At 40.5% G+C, this 19,482-nt stretch carries 21 protein-coding genes; 19 read left to right on the top strand and 2 right to left on the bottom strand.

All coding sequences use genetic code 11. The annotated features are described in order from the left end of the window. Nucleotides 1–57: 57 nt before the first annotated feature. The 9 genes from FN960_RS01035 (at nucleotide 58) to FN960_RS00995 (ending at nucleotide 8,157) form a co-directional block, all read left to right on the top strand. Complete coding sequence (locus FN960_RS01035; protein WP_143846516.1) at nucleotides 58–1,563, top strand: alpha-glucosidase/alpha-galactosidase; 1,506 nt, start codon at nucleotides 58–60, stop codon at nucleotides 1,561–1,563. Nucleotides 1,564–1,580: 17 nt separating this feature from the next. Then, complete coding sequence (locus FN960_RS01030) at nucleotides 1,581–2,369, top strand: HAD-IIA family hydrolase (RefSeq protein WP_143846955.1); 789 nt, start codon at nucleotides 1,581–1,583, stop codon at nucleotides 2,367–2,369. Then, nucleotides 2,366–3,520: a sn-glycerol-1-phosphate dehydrogenase gene (locus tag FN960_RS01025; RefSeq protein WP_260681884.1), complete on the top strand. Its 1,155-nt coding sequence runs from the start codon at nucleotides 2,366–2,368 to the stop codon at nucleotides 3,518–3,520. Before FN960_RS01030 ends, FN960_RS01025 begins: the two co-directional genes overlap by 4 nt. 222 nt (nucleotides 3,521–3,742) lie before the next feature. Further along, complete coding sequence (locus FN960_RS01020; protein WP_143846515.1) at nucleotides 3,743–4,315, top strand: GNAT family N-acetyltransferase; 573 nt, start codon at nucleotides 3,743–3,745, stop codon at nucleotides 4,313–4,315. A gap of 60 nt (nucleotides 4,316–4,375) precedes the next feature. After that, nucleotides 4,376–4,909 (top strand): NADPH-dependent FMN reductase, encoded by a 534-nt coding sequence (gene ssuE, locus FN960_RS01015; RefSeq protein ID WP_143846514.1) that lies wholly within the window; start codon nucleotides 4,376–4,378, stop codon nucleotides 4,907–4,909. A gap of 206 nt (nucleotides 4,910–5,115) precedes the next feature. Beyond that, complete coding sequence (locus FN960_RS01010) at nucleotides 5,116–5,322, top strand: hypothetical protein (RefSeq protein WP_143846513.1); 207 nt, start codon at nucleotides 5,116–5,118, stop codon at nucleotides 5,320–5,322. Nucleotides 5,323–5,552: 230 nt separating this feature from the next. Beyond that, the gene (locus FN960_RS01005) at nucleotides 5,553–6,572 is read left to right on the top strand and encodes a class F sortase (protein WP_143846512.1); all 1,020 of its coding nucleotides are present in this window, start codon (nucleotides 5,553–5,555) and stop codon (nucleotides 6,570–6,572) included. 194 nt (nucleotides 6,573–6,766) lie between these two features. Further along, nucleotides 6,767–7,339: a GNAT family N-acetyltransferase gene (locus FN960_RS01000; RefSeq protein WP_143846511.1), complete on the top strand. Its 573-nt coding sequence runs from the start codon at nucleotides 6,767–6,769 to the stop codon at nucleotides 7,337–7,339. Between the two features lie 32 nt (nucleotides 7,340–7,371). Continuing rightward, entirely contained in the window at nucleotides 7,372–8,157 is a 786-nt protein-coding gene (locus FN960_RS00995) for a class I SAM-dependent methyltransferase (RefSeq protein WP_143846510.1), read from the top strand. Between the two features lie 94 nt (nucleotides 8,158–8,251). Here FN960_RS00995 and FN960_RS00990 read toward each other — a convergent pair whose 3' ends face one another. Continuing rightward, entirely contained in the window at nucleotides 8,252–8,425 is a 174-nt protein-coding gene (locus FN960_RS00990; RefSeq protein WP_143846509.1) for a Fur-regulated basic protein FbpA, read from the bottom strand. Between the two features lie 161 nt (nucleotides 8,426–8,586). Between FN960_RS00990 and FN960_RS00985 the strand changes: the two genes are divergently transcribed. Beyond that, entirely contained in the window at nucleotides 8,587–9,768 is a 1,182-nt protein-coding gene (locus FN960_RS00985; protein ID WP_143846508.1) for a M20 metallopeptidase family protein, read from the top strand. A gap of 628 nt (nucleotides 9,769–10,396) precedes the next feature. Here FN960_RS00985 and FN960_RS00980 read toward each other — a convergent pair. Further along, a complete protein-coding gene (locus FN960_RS00980; protein WP_143846507.1) occupies nucleotides 10,397–11,050 on the bottom strand; it encodes a class I SAM-dependent DNA methyltransferase in 654 nt (217 codons plus the stop codon). A 114-nt stretch (nucleotides 11,051–11,164) separates the two neighbouring features. Here FN960_RS00980 and FN960_RS00975 point away from each other — a divergent pair, with 114 nt between their 5' ends. The 9 genes from FN960_RS00975 to FN960_RS00935 all read left to right on the top strand — a co-directional run bounded on the left by FN960_RS00975 (nucleotide 11,165) and on the right by FN960_RS00935 (nucleotide 19,347). Next, on the top strand, nucleotides 11,165–12,088 hold the full coding sequence (locus FN960_RS00975) for a PLP-dependent cysteine synthase family protein (protein ID WP_143846506.1): 924 nt from the start codon (nucleotides 11,165–11,167) through the stop codon (nucleotides 12,086–12,088). After that, the gene (locus tag FN960_RS00970; protein ID WP_143846505.1) at nucleotides 12,085–13,218 is read left to right on the top strand and encodes a bifunctional cystathionine gamma-lyase/homocysteine desulfhydrase; all 1,134 of its coding nucleotides are present in this window, start codon (nucleotides 12,085–12,087) and stop codon (nucleotides 13,216–13,218) included. The genes FN960_RS00975 and FN960_RS00970 overlap by 4 nt, the downstream gene beginning before the upstream one ends. Nucleotides 13,219–13,392: 174 nt before the next feature. Then, the gene (locus tag FN960_RS00965) at nucleotides 13,393–14,367 is read left to right on the top strand and encodes a 2-hydroxyacid dehydrogenase (RefSeq protein WP_143846504.1); all 975 of its coding nucleotides are present in this window, start codon (nucleotides 13,393–13,395) and stop codon (nucleotides 14,365–14,367) included. A 266-nt stretch (nucleotides 14,368–14,633) separates the two neighbouring features. Beyond that, nucleotides 14,634–15,578, top strand: a complete 945-nt coding sequence (gene cyoE / locus FN960_RS00960) for a heme o synthase (protein WP_143846503.1) — start codon at nucleotides 14,634–14,636, stop codon at nucleotides 15,576–15,578. Between the two features lie 98 nt (nucleotides 15,579–15,676). Further along, nucleotides 15,677–16,201: a CcdC family protein gene (locus FN960_RS00955; protein WP_143846502.1), complete on the top strand. Its 525-nt coding sequence runs from the start codon at nucleotides 15,677–15,679 to the stop codon at nucleotides 16,199–16,201. A gap of 71 nt (nucleotides 16,202–16,272) precedes the next feature. Beyond that, nucleotides 16,273–16,617 (top strand): DUF1516 family protein, encoded by a 345-nt coding sequence (locus FN960_RS00950; RefSeq protein ID WP_143846501.1) that lies wholly within the window; start codon nucleotides 16,273–16,275, stop codon nucleotides 16,615–16,617. Between the two features lie 221 nt (nucleotides 16,618–16,838). After that, on the top strand, nucleotides 16,839–17,561 hold the full coding sequence (gene pxpB / locus FN960_RS00945) for a 5-oxoprolinase subunit PxpB (RefSeq protein ID WP_143846500.1): 723 nt from the start codon (nucleotides 16,839–16,841) through the stop codon (nucleotides 17,559–17,561). Continuing rightward, nucleotides 17,562–18,602, top strand: coding sequence for a 5-oxoprolinase subunit C family protein (locus tag FN960_RS00940; RefSeq protein ID WP_143846499.1), 1,041 nt, complete (start codon nucleotides 17,562–17,564; stop codon nucleotides 18,600–18,602). Further along, entirely contained in the window at nucleotides 18,589–19,347 is a 759-nt protein-coding gene (locus FN960_RS00935; RefSeq protein WP_143846498.1) for a 5-oxoprolinase subunit PxpA, read from the top strand. Before FN960_RS00940 ends, FN960_RS00935 begins: the two co-directional genes overlap by 14 nt. Nucleotides 19,348–19,482: the final 135 nt, after the last annotated feature.

Here is a 19,482-nt window from a genome sequence, read left to right as displayed (position 1 = left end):
AAGCGTTATCTATAAAGGGGTGATACGATACAAGAAAAAGCAGAGGAGTGACTGACAATGTCTTTTAAAATTGCATTTATTGGGGCGGGCAGTATTGGATTTACCCGTTCTCTTCTTCGAGATGTATTATCTGTCCCTGAGTTTTCAGATATTGAGATCGCCTTTACAGATATAGACAAGAGGAATCTGCAAATGGTAACAGAGCTTTGTCAACGTGATATAAAAGAGAATGGTAGAATGATATCCATTCAGGCAACAATGAATCGCCGTGAGGCTCTAAAAGACGCTCGGTATATTTTTTCAGTTGTCCGTATTGGAGGGTTAGAGGCGTTTGAGACCGACATCTCTATCCCCCTTCAATACGGTGTGGACCAATGCGTAGGTGATACGTTAAGCGCCGGAGGCATTATGTACGGGCAGCGTGGAATCCACGAAATGCTATCTATTTGTAAGGATATTCGTGAGGTAGCGGAACCGGATTGCTTATTGCTAAATTATGCTAACCCAATGGCCATGCTCACCTGGGCTTGTAATGAATTTGGTGGAGTACATACGATTGGACTTTGTCATGGGGTTCAAGGTGGCCATAACCAAATTGCGAATGTCTTTGGACTTAAGAAAGAAGAGATTGATATTGTATGTGCCGGAATTAATCATCAGACGTGGTATATACAGATTAAACATCAAGGCGAGGATCTAACAGGAAAGCTACTTGAGGCCTTTGAAGCGCATGAGGAATATAAACAGACAGAAAAGGTTCGCATAGATATCCTCAGGCGGTTCGGTTATTATAGTACCGAGTCAAATGGCCATTTAAGTGAATATGTGCCCTGGTACAGAAAACGACCAGAAGAAATTCAGGAATGGATTGATTTAGGAAGCTGGATAAATGGTGAAACTGGTGGGTATTTGCGTGTGTGTACTGAAGGTAGAAATTGGTTTATGGAGGATTTTCCTAATTGGATGAATGAGCCAGCCTATGAGTATAGTCAGGACAAACGCAGTGAGGAGCACGGTTCCTATATCATTGAAGGGCTTGAGACGGGAAGAGTCTATCGTGGACATTTTAATACAATCAATCGTGGTGTCATAACCAATCTTCCGGATGATGCAATTATTGAAGCTCCAGGTTATGTTGATCGAAATGGAATTAATGTTCCACAGGTTGGGGAGCTTCCGTTAGGCTGTGCAGCAGTATGCCAAGCAAGCATTTCTGTTCAAAGGCTTGCGGTCATGGCAGCAGTGCATGGAGATGACAGCTTGCTGCGCCAAGCCTTTATGATGGATCCATTAGTCGGGGCTGTGTGTTCTCCACCAGAGATTTGGCAAATGGTTGATGATATGCTGATAGCTGGTGAAAAATGGCTGCCGCAGTATCGGAATAGCATCTTAGAAGCAAAGGAACGAAGAGACCATCAACCGCGACTTGCTACTAAGTCCTATGAAGGAGCGGCTCGTTTAAAGACAAAGTCCATTGATGAGATGAAGGCTAATCGTGCAGAAGCATCCAGAAATGCCAAAGAAGCAGATAAAGCAAAGAATCGACCAGCTTCCTTATCGTGAGGAGGAAAGACGTGTCAATGTTTGATGGAATAAAAGGAGTACTGGTTGACTTAGATGGCACAGTATTCCAAGGTCAGGAGCTAATTAGTGGGACAGATGAAGCTATTCAGGCCATACAGTCAAGTGGTAGAAAAGTAGTCTACCTAAGCAATCGAGGGAATCATTCACGGCGTGCCGGATGGGAAAAGCTAAAAAAGCACGGAATTCAATCAGAACTAGAGGATGTTATTTTTTCTTCAACAGTCACAGCTCAGTTTATCAAAAAACACTATCCACTTGCTAAGGTTTGGGTGCTCGGAAATAGTGGTTTAACAGATGAGATGCTTGAGCACAAAGTGATGGTTGCAGATCAACCGGAGGAAGCAGACTTCGTTGTCATTACGTTACACGATGAGGTTAGTTATTCGGAGCTAAATCAAGCATTTCGTGCTACGTCCGCCGGAGCAAGAATTATTGCTACAAACAGTGATAAAACCTATCCGGATGAAAATGGACCCGCTATCGATGTAGCAGGATTTATTGGTGCCATTGAATCAGCTACGGGACAAAAAACAGAATTAGTCATCGGTAAACCATCTTGCTTTATGGTTGAAGCTGCACTTGCTCAAATTGGATTGGAAGCACATGAATGCATGGTAGTAGGAGATAGTCTTGGAACAGATATTGTAATGGGCAACATGCAAGGGATGAGAACCGTTTTGGTCTTAACCGGAAATACAACGGCATCAAAAGCCGAGGAGGCCGCTCCAAGAAGCAAACCTCACTATATATTAAACAGTATGGCTGACTTAAGGGGTGAACTATGAAGCTAAAACAACGATTTGATGAGATTATGGAAAGTCCAACCTTCCAGCATTCTACTCATCCAATAATCATTGCAGAGAAAGCCTTTGGAGCAATGACGGACTATGTTGTGAGTCAATCGTACAAAAATATTATCATGATTGTAGATGAGAATACGTATAAGGCAGCCGGAAAAGAAGTAGAAGATTATCTGAATGAAACCAATTCTAAACTAAGCATCCACTGTCTTCAATGCAATGACAAAGGAGATATCATCGCCGATGAGCAAACGATTGTAGATGTCTTGATTCAAGTTCAACCTGAAACTGACTGTCTCTTAGCGGTTGGTTCAGGGACCATTCATGATATCGTGCGTTTTGTCAGTGCTAAAATAGGAAAGCCATTTATCTCACTGCCAACAGCTCCCTCAGTTGATGGTTTTAATTCTAAAGGAGCCCCAATTATTATTAAGGGTGTAAAAACAACGTATCAAACGGTTGCACCAGTTGCTCTATTCGCCGATGTAACCATTCTAAGTCAGGCACCTGCACCTCTTATCGCAGCAGGATTTGGAGATATGATTGGCAAGCATACTTCTCTCGTCGATTGGAAAGCTGGCGCACTAATAGCCGGGGAAGCATACGATCAGGACATCGCAGACTTAACTCGAGAAGCCATGGAAGCGTGTATAGACGTAGCTGAAAAAATCGGCCAAGGTGATATAGAAGGCATTGAAGTTCTGATGAAGGGACTTGTGCTGTCAGGTATTGCTATGGCTTCCTTTGGAGCCTCGCACCCCGCTTCAGGCGCCGAGCATCACTTATCTCATTATTGGGAGATGCGTTTTATAGAGGATGGACATAAGCAGCTTTTTCACGGAGCAAAGATTGGAAGATCGACCCTTCTGATTATGAATTATTACAAACAAATGGTAAAACCAAGCTTAGAAAAAGATCCAACCGAGCAAAATCTTCGCTTAGTTGAATTAATTGATTCACTGCCAGACGTTGCAAAGGTTGAAAAGGATCTTCGTCTGGCAGGCTGGAATCCAGACCATGTTCAAATTGATGAGGAATTGATTCAGTTAAGTCTTTTAAAAGCGTATCATCTTCGTGATCGCTGGACCCTACTTCGCTACTATCATGAAACCCTTCATTGGGGTCCAGATTTATAGGTTACACCTTGAGACTGCAACAGAAGTATTATAACTACTTAAAAAAGCTGAACAGACATTGTTCGGCTTTTTTATTTGTACCATATGCTTCTGTCTTAGTATGATTTTTTATTCCTTTCTATAAACAGTTCATTTTTTTTGAAGTGATTTGTATAAGTTTAATCTGTAGAAAGCTGATGTTGAATGATCTATACTAAAAGATGTAACTAAGGGGGAATAATTATGTCAGATTTTATTAAAGTAGGGTCGTTACAGCCAGAGGATAAAAAAACAGTAACCCAACTACTAATAGATAGCTACCAACAATATGAAGAAGTGTTTCGTAGTCCAGAAGCATGGGCAGAATATTTGGAGAACATAACCGTTTCACTCGATAATCCTAATTTGGATGAGGTTTTGGTAGCGAGAAATGGCGACCAAATTGTTGGGTCAATCCAAATGTTTGCTTCTGGAGAGATGGCTTATCAGCGGGAGGAACTAGCAGTTAAACATCCTGTTATTCGCTTACTGGCAGTCCACCCTGATGCACGTGGTCTTGGCGTAGCTCAGGCTCTATTGCGTGAAAGTATAGACAGGGCAGCCAATAATGGAGCAAGTTATTTGTATCTTCATACCGGAGATATTATGCAAAAGGCCAGAGAATTATATGAATGGTTAGGCTTTAAAAGAGACGAGGCTTATGAATTTAGTAATGGAGATTCTTTGGTTCGTTGTTATTTTGTTGATCTACATGAATATCGTCAATCTGTGACCAAGAGAGCTTCTAAAGAAGTTATGGAAGCAGTAGATGCGTAATATGATGTATAGCTAAGAAGAGTACATAAGGATGTACATACGTAGAAAGGAGAGATTGTAATGGCTAATGTGACAATTATTTATGGAGGGAACAGTCAGCGTTCCAGATTAAAGGCTCTTCATCAAAAGTCTGAGGCTGCCTTTAAAGAAGAGGGACACCATGTGGATTCTATCTTTGTACATGAGCTACCAGCCGAGGATTTGATTCATGCGAATTTTGCAAGTGAAGCCATCAAGGAAGCTAACGTAAAGGTGGAGCAAGCCTCGTTGGTTGTTGTGATAACACCTGTTTATAAGGCTGCCTATTCAGGCATTCTAAAAACCTATCTAGACCTTCTACCGCAAAAAGGATTAGAGGGAAAAACATTGTTGCCCCTTGTACTAGGAGGATCTTTTGGTCATTTGTTAACCATTGATTATGCACTTAAGCCAGTCTTGTCCTCTTTAGGAGCAACTAATATTCTTAGCGGTGCGTATGTACTAGATTCTCATATTGAGCGAGCAGACCAGGAACAATTTATTATTTCGTCTGACATTCAAGAAAGAATTGACGGAGTATTAAAGCTTGCTTGTGAAGAATTAAATGAAAAATAAAAAAGTGGGCAAGGTCATCGATGACCTTGCCCACTTTTTTTAACGTAAGATTATAACAAATAGAGTCCATGCTTATGTGTAAATGACATTGATGTAAAGAGATAGAGGACGGAAAATGTTAGGTTTCTTCGGCTACCGCTTCCGAAAATGGGGGCACTTACCCGAGGCAAGGTAATGAGCTAACCCGACTACGTGGATTTATCTTATTGAACCTTTATATCGAGGTCACTGCAAAGGAAGCTTTATATGATAGTGAATCTTCTTATCAACAAATGACAATCCTTATTTCCTTAGATAGGAATGTTGGTCATTTGTCTGATCGGGAACATGAGCAGAAGGAGAAACTGGAGACTCCTACGGAACAGAACGCGTCTGAAGACATTGAAGTGGCGCACTTCCACTTCAAGGGCTGAGGCCGTTCCCGTGGAAAGCGTAGGTTTCTCCTGTAGCGGTGCAAAGGAGCTCAATTCTAGATAATTTTTTCATTGACCTCCTTTTTATCCCTCATTTCTTTTTTTATTCATCATTATTTTTAAAAATAATGATCCCAATACCCGAACTTCTCGTTACCTAGGTATATGAACTAGATTAAACTGTAAGAGAGAAGAACAAAAATAGATGGGATAAAGTGAGTTGAAATGAGATGAAATGGCTAACTTCCTTTTTAACTATAGGTATTTTGTTAATCGGTTTAGTGGCTTTCAGCACAGCCTCAACATCAGGTGGCACATTAGATCTATCTACTATGGTAGTTGGTAGTGATGAAAGTGAGAATACCACCTCTGAAACAGTTGATTTAGAGCCACCGTCTGAAGAAGAAAATGTAATTCAAAATGAGGATTCTGATGCCGAGTTTACTTTTCTAGATACAGCTGTGGTTGAAGAGGCAGAGGCCATTCAATCTCAAATTAAACAACAAGAAGAACAACGCAATCAAGGTGTGACACCAGCACACATTCGTATACCCTCCATTGGAGTAGATGCTGATATAGAAGATGTGGGTATCCTAGAAAATGGGCAAATGGGCGTTCCAGAGGATGTAGATGGTGTAGGGTGGTTTGAACCTGGAACTAATCCAGGTGCGATTGGAAATTCTGTTATGGCTGGTCACGTTGACAGTAGAACAGGACCGGCCGTTTTCTTTGACTTAGAAGACTTAGTTGAAGGAGACGAAATTATTATTGAGGATCAGGACGGACAAGAGCTTACTTTTGAAGTCAAATATCAAGAGAGCTACGACAGAAGCAATGCACCCATCCAAGATATATTTGGTGCAGCGAATACTAGAAATCTTAATTTGATTACGTGCTCTGGGACATTTAACCGAGATGAAGGAACTCACGAGGAGCGCCTTGTTGTGTATGCAGAGCTTGTTGAGGAAGAGATCGAGCTTGATGTTGATCCTCCCGAATCGCCGGATAATGTAGTAGTGCAGGGTGCTTTTCTAACATGGCATGCCGTTAGAGAGGAACATGTTGCCGGATACCGGATTTATCGTGAAATGGAAGATGATCAGTTTGAACATGTTGAAAGTCTGTCAGCTCACGAACGAAAAAGCTTCTCGTTGCCTGAGGGTGGCAGGGCAGATACGTATTATGTGACAACGGTTGATCTATATGGCCAGGAATCTGATCCATCTGAAATGGTTGGAACAAGTGAATAAATCTATGAGACTAAGCAAGAACCTTCGTCCTGCTTAGTCTTTTTTCTTGTATTTATTATTTTAGTTGATAAGGACAAATAGTGGTCAAGCATTCTTTTTTTGCATATAATAACGGAAATAGCTCTTCTATCGTTTGTTCACAATAGAAGGTAGCTTGGAAATCAAATAATTAATTTGAATGATGGAGGCATATCATGATACGGTTTGCGACCGAGACTGAAAATGAAGAGGATATACGACAGATCAACGAATTAACCTATAGTATACTTGAAACCCTTGATCTAGCATCCATTCGTGAAACCCCGAAAGAAAGATACTTGGATTTTCTTGCATCCTTATTTCAAAAAGAAGGAAATCGATTCAGCTACCATAACTTTCTTTTAAGTGAGCTGGAAGGTCAAATTGCAGCCATTGCCATTGTTTATCATTATGAGGATGCTCATTATTATGATCATAACTTTAGTATGCAAGTAGCAGAGTGGTTTAACGTTGAAGCTCCAACCATTCAACCTGAAGCAATGGAGAATGAGTTTTACATTGATTCAATTGCAGTTGCTGAAGATTTTCGTAATCAAAAAATAGGTAGTATGCTCATTGAAGCTATTGAAGAAGAAGCAATTGGTAAAGGCTATACTCAGCTTTCCCTAAATGTAGATAAAAATAATGTGAAAGCAAAACGGTTATATGATCGCTTCGGTTTTTTGTTAGCCAATGAATTTCAGTTGTATGGGCATCCATATGATCATTTAATTAAAGACTTAACATAGCTACAGTTTAATCATAGAATTAGGTGAAAATCATGACAGACAATGAGCACCACTCAGAAAAGAACAAGCAAGCATGGAATGAAGAATCGTATCAAGCATGGATTAAACGGTTTGGTACGCCAGAAGAGGCTGCTAGTAGAATTGTCAAAAAACCAGAGCAAATGCTTAGTACATTATTAGTGCATTTGGGACCAGTAACCAACAAAAGGATTTTGAATCTAATGGGATCAAATGGAACCAAGGCCGTTCCATTAGCCATACTTGGGGCTGATGTAACGGTAGTAGATTTCTCTGAAGGCAACCGTCGCTACGCACTTGAGCTAGCGGAAGCGGCAAGTGTAAACATCAACTATCAACTAGACGATGTCTTAAACCTGTCCGCTAAAGGTGAAAATCTCTACGACATTGTATTTGCGGAAATGGGGATATTACATTATTTTGATGATTTACTTCCCTTTTTTAAGATGATTCGCTCCATGTTAAAGCCAGAGGGTAAATGTATCATTAGAGACTTTCATCCAGTTTCTACAAAACTAATTACCTCTAGAGGAAGCACCGCAAAGGTACGTAAGCATAAAGTAACCGGTAATTACTTTGATACAGAGTTAAAACAGCAGGAGGTTGCTTTTTCAAAATATGGGGAAGAGCAAGCACCTGTGGTCTTGCTGAGACAATGGACACTCGGTGAAATCGTAACTTCTGCAGCCCAAAGTGGACTAGCTATCACTAAGCTGGTGGAAGAACCGAATCTTTCAAGTGACACATTTGATAAGGGTATTCCAAAAACATTTGTCTTAGAAGCGCGCAGACTGACTTAGAGCCTTGGACATAGCGATAAAAATAGCCGAATGATTGTTGGTTTAACCAAATCATTCGGCTATTTTTTGTTAAAAAGCAGTGACGGATTCTCTTTTATCCTAGCTTTTTGTCGTTAAGAGGTTTATAGAGTGCTGAATAGACTCTTTCTATTTCAGAGAGAGTTAATTCATACAACTGATGTCCATCCTGTTTATAGATATGGTGCTTCAAAAGCCTAGAAATGAGTTGTTGTTTTCTGATTTCAACGGCATCCTCAAGTTTTCCCACTCGTCTTAATCCTCCTTTTAATATATACTATCCGATTATTTTGTATTCATATTAAACAATCTATTCCTATATGTAAAGTATGAATTAAAACCTTTAATTGGACAAAATAAGAGTAACTTCGTACGATATAGGAATATCATTTGATAGAGGAGGAAGTTAAATTGACAGAATCATTAGTTAATAAACTGAAAGAGGAAAAAGAACAGGTAATAAATTGGAGAAGGTATTTCCATCAGCATCCAGAGCTATCTTTTCAAGAAACAAAAACGGCTGCTTATATTGCAGAGACTCTGAAGGGGTTTGGCTTAGAGGTCATAACGAATGTTGGTGGAAATGGGGTTCTAGCCTATATACGTGGGGATAAAGCAGGTCCAGTGATTGCGCTACGAGCTGATTTTGATGCATTACCGATACAAGAACAGAATGATGTCCCTTATCGATCTGAGGTAGATGGAGTGATGCATGCTTGCGGACATGATGGTCACGCTTCAGCTTTACTTGGGGTAGCGAAGGTTCTTTCATCAGAAACACACCGTCTAAAAGGAACCATTGTGCTTATCTTTCAACATGCGGAAGAGCTGATTCCAGGAGGGGCAAAGTCGATGATTGAGGCAGGAGCACTGGATGGAGTAGAGAAAGTATTTGGTGCACATGTATCCTCAGATATTCCTTTAGGCAAAGTTGCTATAAGAGAAGGAGCTGTTATGGCAGCAGCTGATACATTTTCAATTCAGATTCAAGGAAAAGGCGGACATGGGGCGAAACCTCATACAACGGTTGATTCAATTGCTTTAGGTAGTCAAATCGTTAATTATCTACAGCAAATTGTTAGTAGACGGGTAAATCCTATTGATCCTGCTGTGGTAACCGTAGGGGTATTTCAATCGGGAACCGCATTTAATGTCATTGCAGATACTGCAAAAATTGAGGGGACTGTTCGTACATACAATCCTGATACAAGGATTTTTATAGAGGGAGAGATCGAACGTATTGTTGAAGGTTTGTGTCATGCATCTCACGCGAGCTACCAATATGAGTACACGCGTGGCTATCCTGCACTCGTAAATGATGAAGCGGAGACGGCAAAAGTTAGAGAGATCACAAAGAAGCATCTTGGAGAGGATGTTCCGATTATTGTCGCTCCGATCTTAGGAGGAGAAGATTTTGCTTATTATCTGAAGGAAAAACCAGGCGTTTTCTTCCACGTTGGCGGACGAACAGACGAGGAGCATACACAATTTCCCCACCACCATCCTCGATTTGACTTTGATGAAGATGCCCTGCATGAGATCGGCAAAATGTTCTTAGCGATTGTAGAGGAGTATGTAGGTTTTAGAGATTAAAAATAGCTAGAGACTGAGACATTAATACAAAGAACGATAACTTAAAGATAAAGCGAAGAACAATGCCGCTTTAGAGGAATGTTACGCAATCCACGACCCTGCCCTTAACTATTGAAGTGAAAAAATCCATTTATAGTATGAGTTGGTCATTTGTCACAAACGTGATGCCTGCTAACCACTAAGCGGACGAAAACGGAGGGCTGACACCTGCGGGATGAAAAGGAGACCATTGAAAGAGTCGTAAGAATGAGCTGAATGGCGCCGCTACAGGAGAACCTACGCTTTCCGCGGGAACGGCCTCAGCCATTGAGTGGAAAACCACCACTTCAATGTCTTCAGACTCGTTCTGTTCCGCAGGAGTCTACGGTTTCTCCTTCCGCTAGTGTTCTGACTTAAACAATTGAAGAACGTTCTCAGTCTTATAAAGATCGTTTTTCAGTGGTCTCGATGAAAAGGTACATTGAGCTAAATCGATGTAGTCGAGTTAGCTCAGGTACTCCCGCGGTAAGCGTTCGAAGTAGTAATACGTATTTACAATAATAAAGCTTAACAAACATTGTTCAGCTTTGCTTCTTAGTATGTTTTTAAACTTTTATAATAGGAAAGGTTTCTTCGGCTGTGATCATGCTTACGTTTGATCTGTGCTCACTTTTTTTGCAATCAAAAGCTGAACAAATGTATTTTTTGGTATCAATGTAAAGTCAAACCCCGCTGTTTTACACATATTTATCAACTCAGCAGAAGTAGTATAAAATTCCGTCTCAAGATCCGTAGCCAGTCGGTCAAAATTGTTCTTTTTAGCAATCTCAATCATTTCTTTTTTTGCCTGAGCAGATTGAAAAATAGTATCTGCAAACACAAGCTTGCCGTTTAAGGGTAATAACTCTGCATATGTCTGCAACGCTACCGCTTTCTCCTTATCGGTGAGGTGATGAAACGCATAGGTGCTAACAATCGTATCCACATGCCCTACAGATGGAAATTGCATAAAGTCCCCTTTTAACAACCGAAAGTTAGCAGGTAGCTTACTTTTGGCTTTTTTTATCATCTTGCTAGATGGCTCTACTCCCGTTACGTTGAGTCCTTTATCGAGCAGCTTCTTCGTTAAATTCCCCGTTCCTACGCCAAATTCAAGCACATGTCCCTCCGCTTGCTCTGCCACTGCATGAAGAATTTCATCATAATGTTCAAAAGCTTGTTTGTATTGTGGATCCGTGCCCATCACGGTTTCATCATACGTATCTGACCAAATGTCGAAAAGCTTTGTGAAGTCTTTACTCATGTATCTTCCCACCAATCATAATCTATCTGATTAAGCTAATGTATGTTACATCTCAAAAAAGGTAACAAAAACGATAGGAATTATATATATATGTATGGTGAAGGGGGGCTGTAAGTGCGTAAGCAAAGTGTTCATACATTAATTGGGAACACCCCGTTAATTGAAGTACGATATTTGCCTTTGCCAGAGGGCGTTAGAATTTTTGCGAAGTTAGAATACTTGAATCCAGGAGGGAGCATCAAGGATCGCCTCGGAATTAATTTGATTCATCATGCACTTCAAGAGAAGCATATTACAGCAAACGGTACGATTATTGAACCAACGGCGGGCAATACAGGTATTGGTCTTGCCCTAGCTGCTGTAGGGACTTCTATTTCAATATGCTGTATCATTCCCGAAGGTTTTAGCCAGGAGAAGGTGCAGCTGATACGGGCTCTTGGGGCAAAAGTCATTCGGACTCCTAAGGAGCAGGGGATAAAAGGAGCTATTGAATATGCACGAGCGTTATCGAAAACCATTTCCGATAGCTACTGTCCCATGCAATTTGAGAATCCTGTGAATCCAAAGACGTACTATGAAACATTAGCTCCGGAGATCTGGTCTCAATTAGATGGCAAAGTAGATATTTTTGTAGCTGGTGCAGGAAGTGGAGGTACTTTTACTGGAATGGCACGCTATTTAAAAGAAAGAAATGAATCCATACGTACAGTGATTGTTGAGCCTGAAGGTTCAATATTAAATGGAGGAGAAGCAGGAGCACATCAAACAGAAGGTATCGGGATGGAGAAGATTCCAGCATTCTTGGACCTGAGCGATATTGATCATATTTATACAGTCTCAGATAAGGACGCATTCCGTGCCGTAGAACAGTTAGCTCGAAACGAAGGTCTGCTTGTAGGAAGCTCATCTGGTGCTGCCTTTCATGCGGCGTTTCTTGAAGCGAAGTCAGCGACTAAAGGCACAAATATCGTTACGATCTTTCCGGACAGTAGCGATCGCTATTTAAGTAAAGGGATTTACAAGGAGGAGGAAGTATGAGACGGAAAACAAAGCTCATTCATGGAGGGATTCCTCAAGACCAACATACGGGAGGAGTCAGCTTTCCCATTCAATTATCGAGTACATTTAAACAAAAAAGTATAGGCGATTTTAATTATGAATATGCTCGAACAGGGAATCCAACTCGAGAAGCGCTTGAAAAGCTGATCGCGGAACTAGAGGATGGGAATGCTGGTTTTGCTTTTGCTTCGGGTATGGCTGCCATTACAACTGTATGTAAGCTATTTTCACAAGGAGATCATCTCTTATTCTCTGAGGACGTATATGGGGGGACATACCGGCTTGTAGTAAATGTATTATCGAAGGAAGGCATTACAGCTGATTTTGTTGATACAACAGATTTAAATAAGGTCGAAAAAACTCTTCAAAATAATACAAAAGCTATTTTTCTTGAGACGCCAACTAACCCGTTACTAACGATTACAGATATAGCTAGCATAAGTAAATGGGCACAGGATAAAGGATTGTTAACAATCGTTGATAATACATTTGCCACACCTTATTGGCAGAACCCGCTTCAGCTTGGAGCAGATGTCGTGCTACACAGCGCAACGAAGTATTTAGGCGGGCATAGCGATGTATTGGCCGGTTTAGTTGTGGTCCATTCAAAGGCGTTGGCAGATGAGATCGGTTTTTTACAAAATGCGACTGGAGCGGTATTAGGAGCACAGGATAGCTGGCTCTTAATTAGAGGCATTCGAACGCTCGCTGTACGAATGGAGGAGATAGAAAGTCATGCAAATCAAGTAGCAACATTTCTCCAACAGCATTCAACCGTACCCATTGTTTATTACCCGGGTCTCCCAACACACACTGGTTATGAACTGCATCATAAGCAGTCAAGAGGCAGTGGAGGTATTCTTTCTTTTGAATGTGGAAGTGAAGAAAGAGTAAGCAAAATCCTATCCTCTTTAAGCTATTTTACATTAGCAGAAAGTCTTGGAGCTGTTGAAAGCCTCATATCGGTTCCAGCGAAAATGACTCATGCATCCATTCCAGCAGAAAGGCGAAAAGAATTAGGTATTACAGACGGCTTAATTAGATTATCGATTGGGTTAGAGGACCCAGATGATTTAATCGAAGATCTTGAACGTGCACTTAAAAAATAAATGAAATAAGAGGCTGAGATCTGATGGTATTGAATCCATGAACTCTTGTTGGATATAGAAGAGCTAAAACACTTCTGCCTCAGCCTCTTATAAATTGAATAGAAATCTCTTTTCCAGAACTCCAGCTCTGTTATACTATAAGTATATGAGATGAAATGTTCATGGAGGGATATTGTGAAGCCGAAAGTGATTGTGTACAGTCGAGTTCCCGATGAGGTATTAACTCGAATTAAAAAAGAATGTGATGTTACATATTATGAAAAACTGACAAATGATAATTATTCAGACTTTATGAAAGAGCTTACAGAAGCGGAAGGGGTATTAGGTTCTGGACTAAAAGTGGATAAACAACTACTGGAGAAAGCAAAACGTTTGAAAGTAGTAAGCAATATAACCGTTGGATATGATAACCTAGCTATCGATGAGTTAACCGCTCGTGGTGTGCTCGCAACGAATACTCCCACCGTCCTTGATGATACTGTCGCTGATACAATGATGGCGTTGATATTAACAACGAGAAGGCGTGTTGTTGAGTTAGATCAGCTTGTCAAAAATGGCGAGTGGAAGGATTCTATCGCTGAAGAGCACTTTGGTCTCGATGTTCATCATAAAAAGCTAGGTATTATCGGGATGGGCAGAGTTGGACAAACTCTGGCGAAGCGAGCCTATGCAGGATTTGATATGGAAATTTTGTATCATAATCGTTCACGTAATGAGTGGGCAGAAGATACACTTCAAGCGAAGTATTGTTCTTTAGAGGAATTACTGGAGCAATCGGATGTAGTTTGTCTTCTAACCCCATTAACAAAAGAGACAGAGGGGCTTATGGGAAATCAGCAATTTGAACTAATGAAATCAAGTGCAGTATTTATCAATGGATCTAGAGGGGCCACCGTAGATGAACAAGCCCTAATACATGCGCTTGAAGAAGGTAAAATTTATGCAGCTGGATTAGATGTGTATAAAGAAGAACCAGTTCCTGTGGATCACCCATTGTTATCTATGAGAAACGTTGTGAGTTTACCTCATATTGGTTCGGCTACACATGAAACAAGACACAATATGGCCCAACTGGCTGCAGACAATTTGTTGGCGGCATTAAATGGAGCCAGCCCTCCTACTCCAATCAATGAGAAAGACCTTTCCTAGCCTGGCTTTTTCTTGCATTCATTGAAAAAGAGCGTATAATACAATGGGCAAGTGAAGTTTTTCACAACTGAATGCTCGATCTTGTCAAAAAGTAGTCACAAAGGTTTGACAGGTTTTTGGAATGTGCCTCTCGAATCTGGCATTTGTGAAGGTTTATGATAGACTTATTAATGAGCCTATTAACAAGAAAGACTCTTTTTTGAGCAAATCAGTGGCGTGGCTTTGCTTTATTAGGCGGAGTCTTTATACTGAGAGAGGAGTCCCTCATGAAAAGTGTGAAGTTAGAGAAAACCGTAGAACAAACACAAACAACTTCCGTTTCAAATGTATCCTATTATGCGGATATTTTGTTTGAGACGATTAAAACAGGAATTATCAAATCAAATGTACTTGCTATGTTTGCAGGGCTTTGCTTTGCTTTATTTATACATGGAGGTTCGCTTTTTAATCATATGGGAGCTATCATTCTAGCATTAGTTGGAAGCTCGCTTGTGATTGGGGCCGCTGGTACATTTAATAACCTGTATGACCGTGATATAGATGCTAAAATGGAAAGAACCAAAAAGCGTCCAACTGTAACAGGTTCTATGACGCTGAAAAACGGTTTAATTTTAGGTATATTATTTTCGATAACTGGTATTATCTTATTGGCGTTTGCCAGCCCGCTAGCTGCTTTGCTAGGATTTCTAGGGTTATTTCTTTATACCGTGCCTTACACGATATGGACCAAGCGTTCAACTATTTATAATACAGAGGTAGGCAGTTTGTCCGGAGCTGTACCTCCGCTTATTGGGTGGGCCGCGATTTCACCTGATATTTATCATCCAGCGGCTATTGGTTTATTTGTTTTAATGCTTATTTGGCAGATGCCTCACTTCTATGCGATCGCCATTCGTAAGCTTGATGATTATCGTGCAGCAGGGGTACCAATGCTACCTGTAATCAAAGGAATTCGTCGTACAAAGATTCAAACGTTAGTTTATCTTGTCATTCTATTAGCATCCTCTGTATTATTTTTTCCTTTTAGTAAGACGATTGCGATTACCTCATTTGTTCTTACGTTAGGTTGGATGATCCTTGGAATAGCTGGATACAAACGAATGAGTGATTATAAATGGGCTACAGCGATGTTTATCTATTCCCTTAATCATATTACGATTCTTTTTGCATTAATTATTGGATACTCGCTCATTCTAATGTATATAAAATAGGAAATCCTGTTCCCTACATTTGCTGTGTAGAGGGACAGGCTTTCATGTTTATAAATACGTAAGATAAAGTGAACTTATACTGAAAAGGGGAATCCAAGTTGGACAATAACTTACTCCTCATTCCGATCGTGTTGGCTTTTGTAATGGGTGGCGTGGCACTTCTTGTTAGAATGAAAGCAGCAAAAAAACCAGCCTCATTAAAGAAGATTATTTTACCACCTATCTTTATGTCTACCGGTTTTTTAATGTTTTTATACGAACCAACAAGACCTGCACCTTTGCAAGTTGCGGAAGCGCTTGCAGTGGGGATGATTTTTTCGATTTTGCTTATTATGACATCTAAGTTTGAAATACGTAATCATCAAATTTATTTACAGCGTTCAAAAGCTTTTATGTTTATTTTATTAGGACTTTTAGTAATACGGATTGCGTTTAGGGCGTTTTTAGGAAAAGATATTAATCCTGAAGAATTATCGGGAATGTTTTTCTTATTAGCGTATGGTATGATCCTGCCTTGGAGAATTTCTATGCTTGTTTCTTTTCGTAAAATAGAGCGAAGGTTGCATCGCTTAGAAGAAAGTCCAATCGTTCATTCAAAGCACGAACCGGCGCCGAATAAATAATTTTATACTATAATACATCTAGTAGGAACATTTATAGCAAGCTACATTATTAATTAAAGGAGGTGGCTATTTTGTATAGTATTTTCTATGAATCTCATGCTGGATCATGGGCCATTCTAATTCTTTTGTTTTTGGCTTCTTATTTCTTATTTCGTTGGGGGAAACAGAAAGCCTCAAAAATCGTGTACATGATCGTTCGTTTGTTCTACATAATTATGCTTGTATCTGGTGTAGGTATGCTTTTTAATAATATGCAGCTAAGCTTTATTATCAAAGGTGTATTAGCAATTATGTTAATAGGAATTATGGAAGTTATTATGGGAAGAACAAAAAGAAAAGAGCTAACAGGTTCGTTTTGGATCGTTTTTGCTGTTTTACTTGCCGTAGTAGTAGCACTCGGTTACTTAAAGCTATAAGGATGAATCGTGGTGAGAATCTTTTGGATTTTCACCCTTTTTTTGAATGATTTATTAAAGGAGTTTAAAAATACTGTTTTCACCGGCTTCTTAAAAGGGAATGATATAGATATCCTTATGGGAAGTTAAAGGAGATAATGAAATAGAGCATTGATTTAGGGGAGTAACTTCTAATATTGCATCTTGTTATTACAACAATTACATAGAGGGAGGGGATAAGCATGGGAGATACACTCGTTTTACCACATATCTATTCACTTAATGAAACCACAATGGTCGTTCAATTTGCAAATAACATCGATCCAACTACGCAAGAACAAATCTTGCCCTTTATTGATCTCCTTGAAGCATCTCCTTTTTCAGGATTTGTTGAGTGTTTACCAAGCTATACAGGTGTAGCTGTTTTTTATAATCCTGCCGAGGTCATTCTAGATCATCGATTAAGTCCAAGTGATGTCGTTCGGGGCATACTGGAAGAAACAATGGTTGCCATTCAACATAGCCAGCATACACAGCAGAGCAAAACAATCGAAATACCTGTTTGTTATGATCCATCCTTAGGACCAGACCTTGAAGAAGTAGCCAAACATAACCAACTGTCAGTAGAGGATGTTATTTCTATTCATTCAAATGGCAGCTATCATGTATACATGATTGGATTTGCACCAGGATTTCCGTTTCTCGGGGGGATGGACGAATCAATTGCCACTCCACGAAAAAAGCAACCAAGGCTTGAGATTCCTGCTGGCTCAGTGGGGATTGCAGGTAAGCAGACCGGTGTGTATCCAATGGTGACGCCTGGAGGATGGCAATTGATTGGACGTACACCTCTTACAATGTTTGACCTTCATCGTGAAGAGCCAAGCTTATTAAAGCCTGGTCATATAGTTACGTTTAAACCAATCTCCTTAGAAGAGTACCATAGCCTAAAGGAGCGTGAATAAATGAATATACAAGTCAGTAAGCCTGGGTTACAGACCACGATACAAGACCTGGGGCGCGTAGGGTTTATGAGTCAAGGTGTTTCTGTGACCGGGGTTATGGATGCCCGATCAACACGTATTGCCAATATGCTAGTTGGAAATGAAGAAAGTGAAGCCGTTCTTGAAATGACGATGAATGGCCCGTCTTTAACATTTGAGGACGACAGGCTCATCGCGGTAACTGGTGGAGGCATGCTTCCTGTTATGAATGGAAGGAGACTTCAGTTAAATACACCTTTTTACGTGGCAGGTGGAACGCAGCTTCATTTTGAACCATTAAAGACTGGTTGCAGGGCCTATCTTGCTATTGCGGGAGGTTTTAATGTTCCACGAGTGATGGAAAGTAAAAGCACGTATTTGAGAGCAGGATTTGGTGGGTTTGAAGGAAGAGCATTGCAAAAAGGCGACCGCATTCCTCTGCATCCTATGTCCAAATTAGTTAAGCAGTTTATAGAGACACTGTCTTCAGAGTCCCACCGTCTATCTCCGCCATGGCGTGTAAGCGATACTTTAGTTGAGCAAAAGCGTCCGACCGTTATCAGAGTGCTAAAAGGTACCCATTTTTCACGTTTTACGAGTCAAAGTCAAGACGTTTTCTTTGAAGAAGAATTTCAGATTTCTTCCCAATCTGACCGAATGGGCTATCGACTTGAAACAGATGTAACCATGGAGTTGGCAGAGCCGTTTGAGTTACTTTCAGAAGCTGTTACACTTGGAACCATTCAGCTACCTCCAGGGGGTAAACCAATTATTTTGCTAGCCGATCGACAATCAACAGGTGGATACCCACGAATTGGACAAGTGATGATTGTTGATATTCCTAAGCTGGCACAATTAAGACCTGGCGAAACGATCATGTTTAAAGAAGTGTCCTTGCAGGAAGCAGAACAAATTTATATACAAAACGAGAGAAATCTTGCTGAAATAAAAGCTGCGATTGCTTTAAAAGGGATGAAAGTAGAATCAACGGATGGGAGAGAGTCTATATATGAAGCGAATTGATTTAAACTGTGATTTAGGAGAAAGCTACGGCGTTTTTAAAGTAGGAAATGATGAAGAGATCCTCCCATTGGTCAGCTCGGTCAATGTTGCTTGTGGCTATCACGCTGGCGATCATAATACGATGGCCCACACCGTTAAATTGGCTAAAGAAGCAGGTGCTAGGGTAGGGGCTCATCCTGGATTTAGTGATCTATTTGGATTTGGCCGTCGTCCTATCCAAACAACCCCTGAGGATATCTACCATTTTGTCTTCTACCAAATCAGTGCATTAGAAGGTTTTTGCAAATTAAATGGGGTAACGATGCAGCACGTCAAACCGCACGGAGCTTTATTTAATATGGCGGCCGTTGATCCTATTATGTCCGAAGCGATTGCTAAAGCTGTAAAGGATGCTAATCCGGATTTAATTTTATTTGGACTGTCAGGTAGTGAACTCATTAAAGCTGGGCGAAAATATGGACTGAATGTAGCAAATGAAGTATTTGCTGATCGGACCTACCAGCCCGATGGAACATTAACGCCACGAAACTTAGAAAATGCCCTAATCACAGACGATCAACAAGCAGTGGAACAGGTCCTGCAAATGATTACAACCTCTACAGTTATAGCTGTTGATGGCAGTACCATTCCTTTGGAGGCGGATACTGTTTGTGTACATGGAGACGGACAACATGCTTTACTCTTTGTGAAAGAGCTTCGTCGTAATTTGGCAGAGCATCAGATTGAAGTTGCGTCCCTATTATAATCTAATGTTTATACCAGAATCCTCTGCTTAGTCTAGGATGTTTTTAATTATATGAAGAGCGAAACGATCAGTTGGATCTAACATCATCGTTTTGTTCTTCTTTTTTTAACCGGAGAGGTGAGCTCCGCTTCGGAA

The sequence above is a fragment of the Alkalicoccobacillus porphyridii genome, assembly GCF_007293315.1.
In the GTDB taxonomy this organism is placed as follows: Bacteria; Bacillota; Bacilli; order Bacillales; family Bacillaceae_D; genus Alkalicoccobacillus; species Alkalicoccobacillus porphyridii.
Note: the sequence above shows the minus strand (reverse complement) of the source record. Positions and strands in the feature narration are given on the sequence as shown.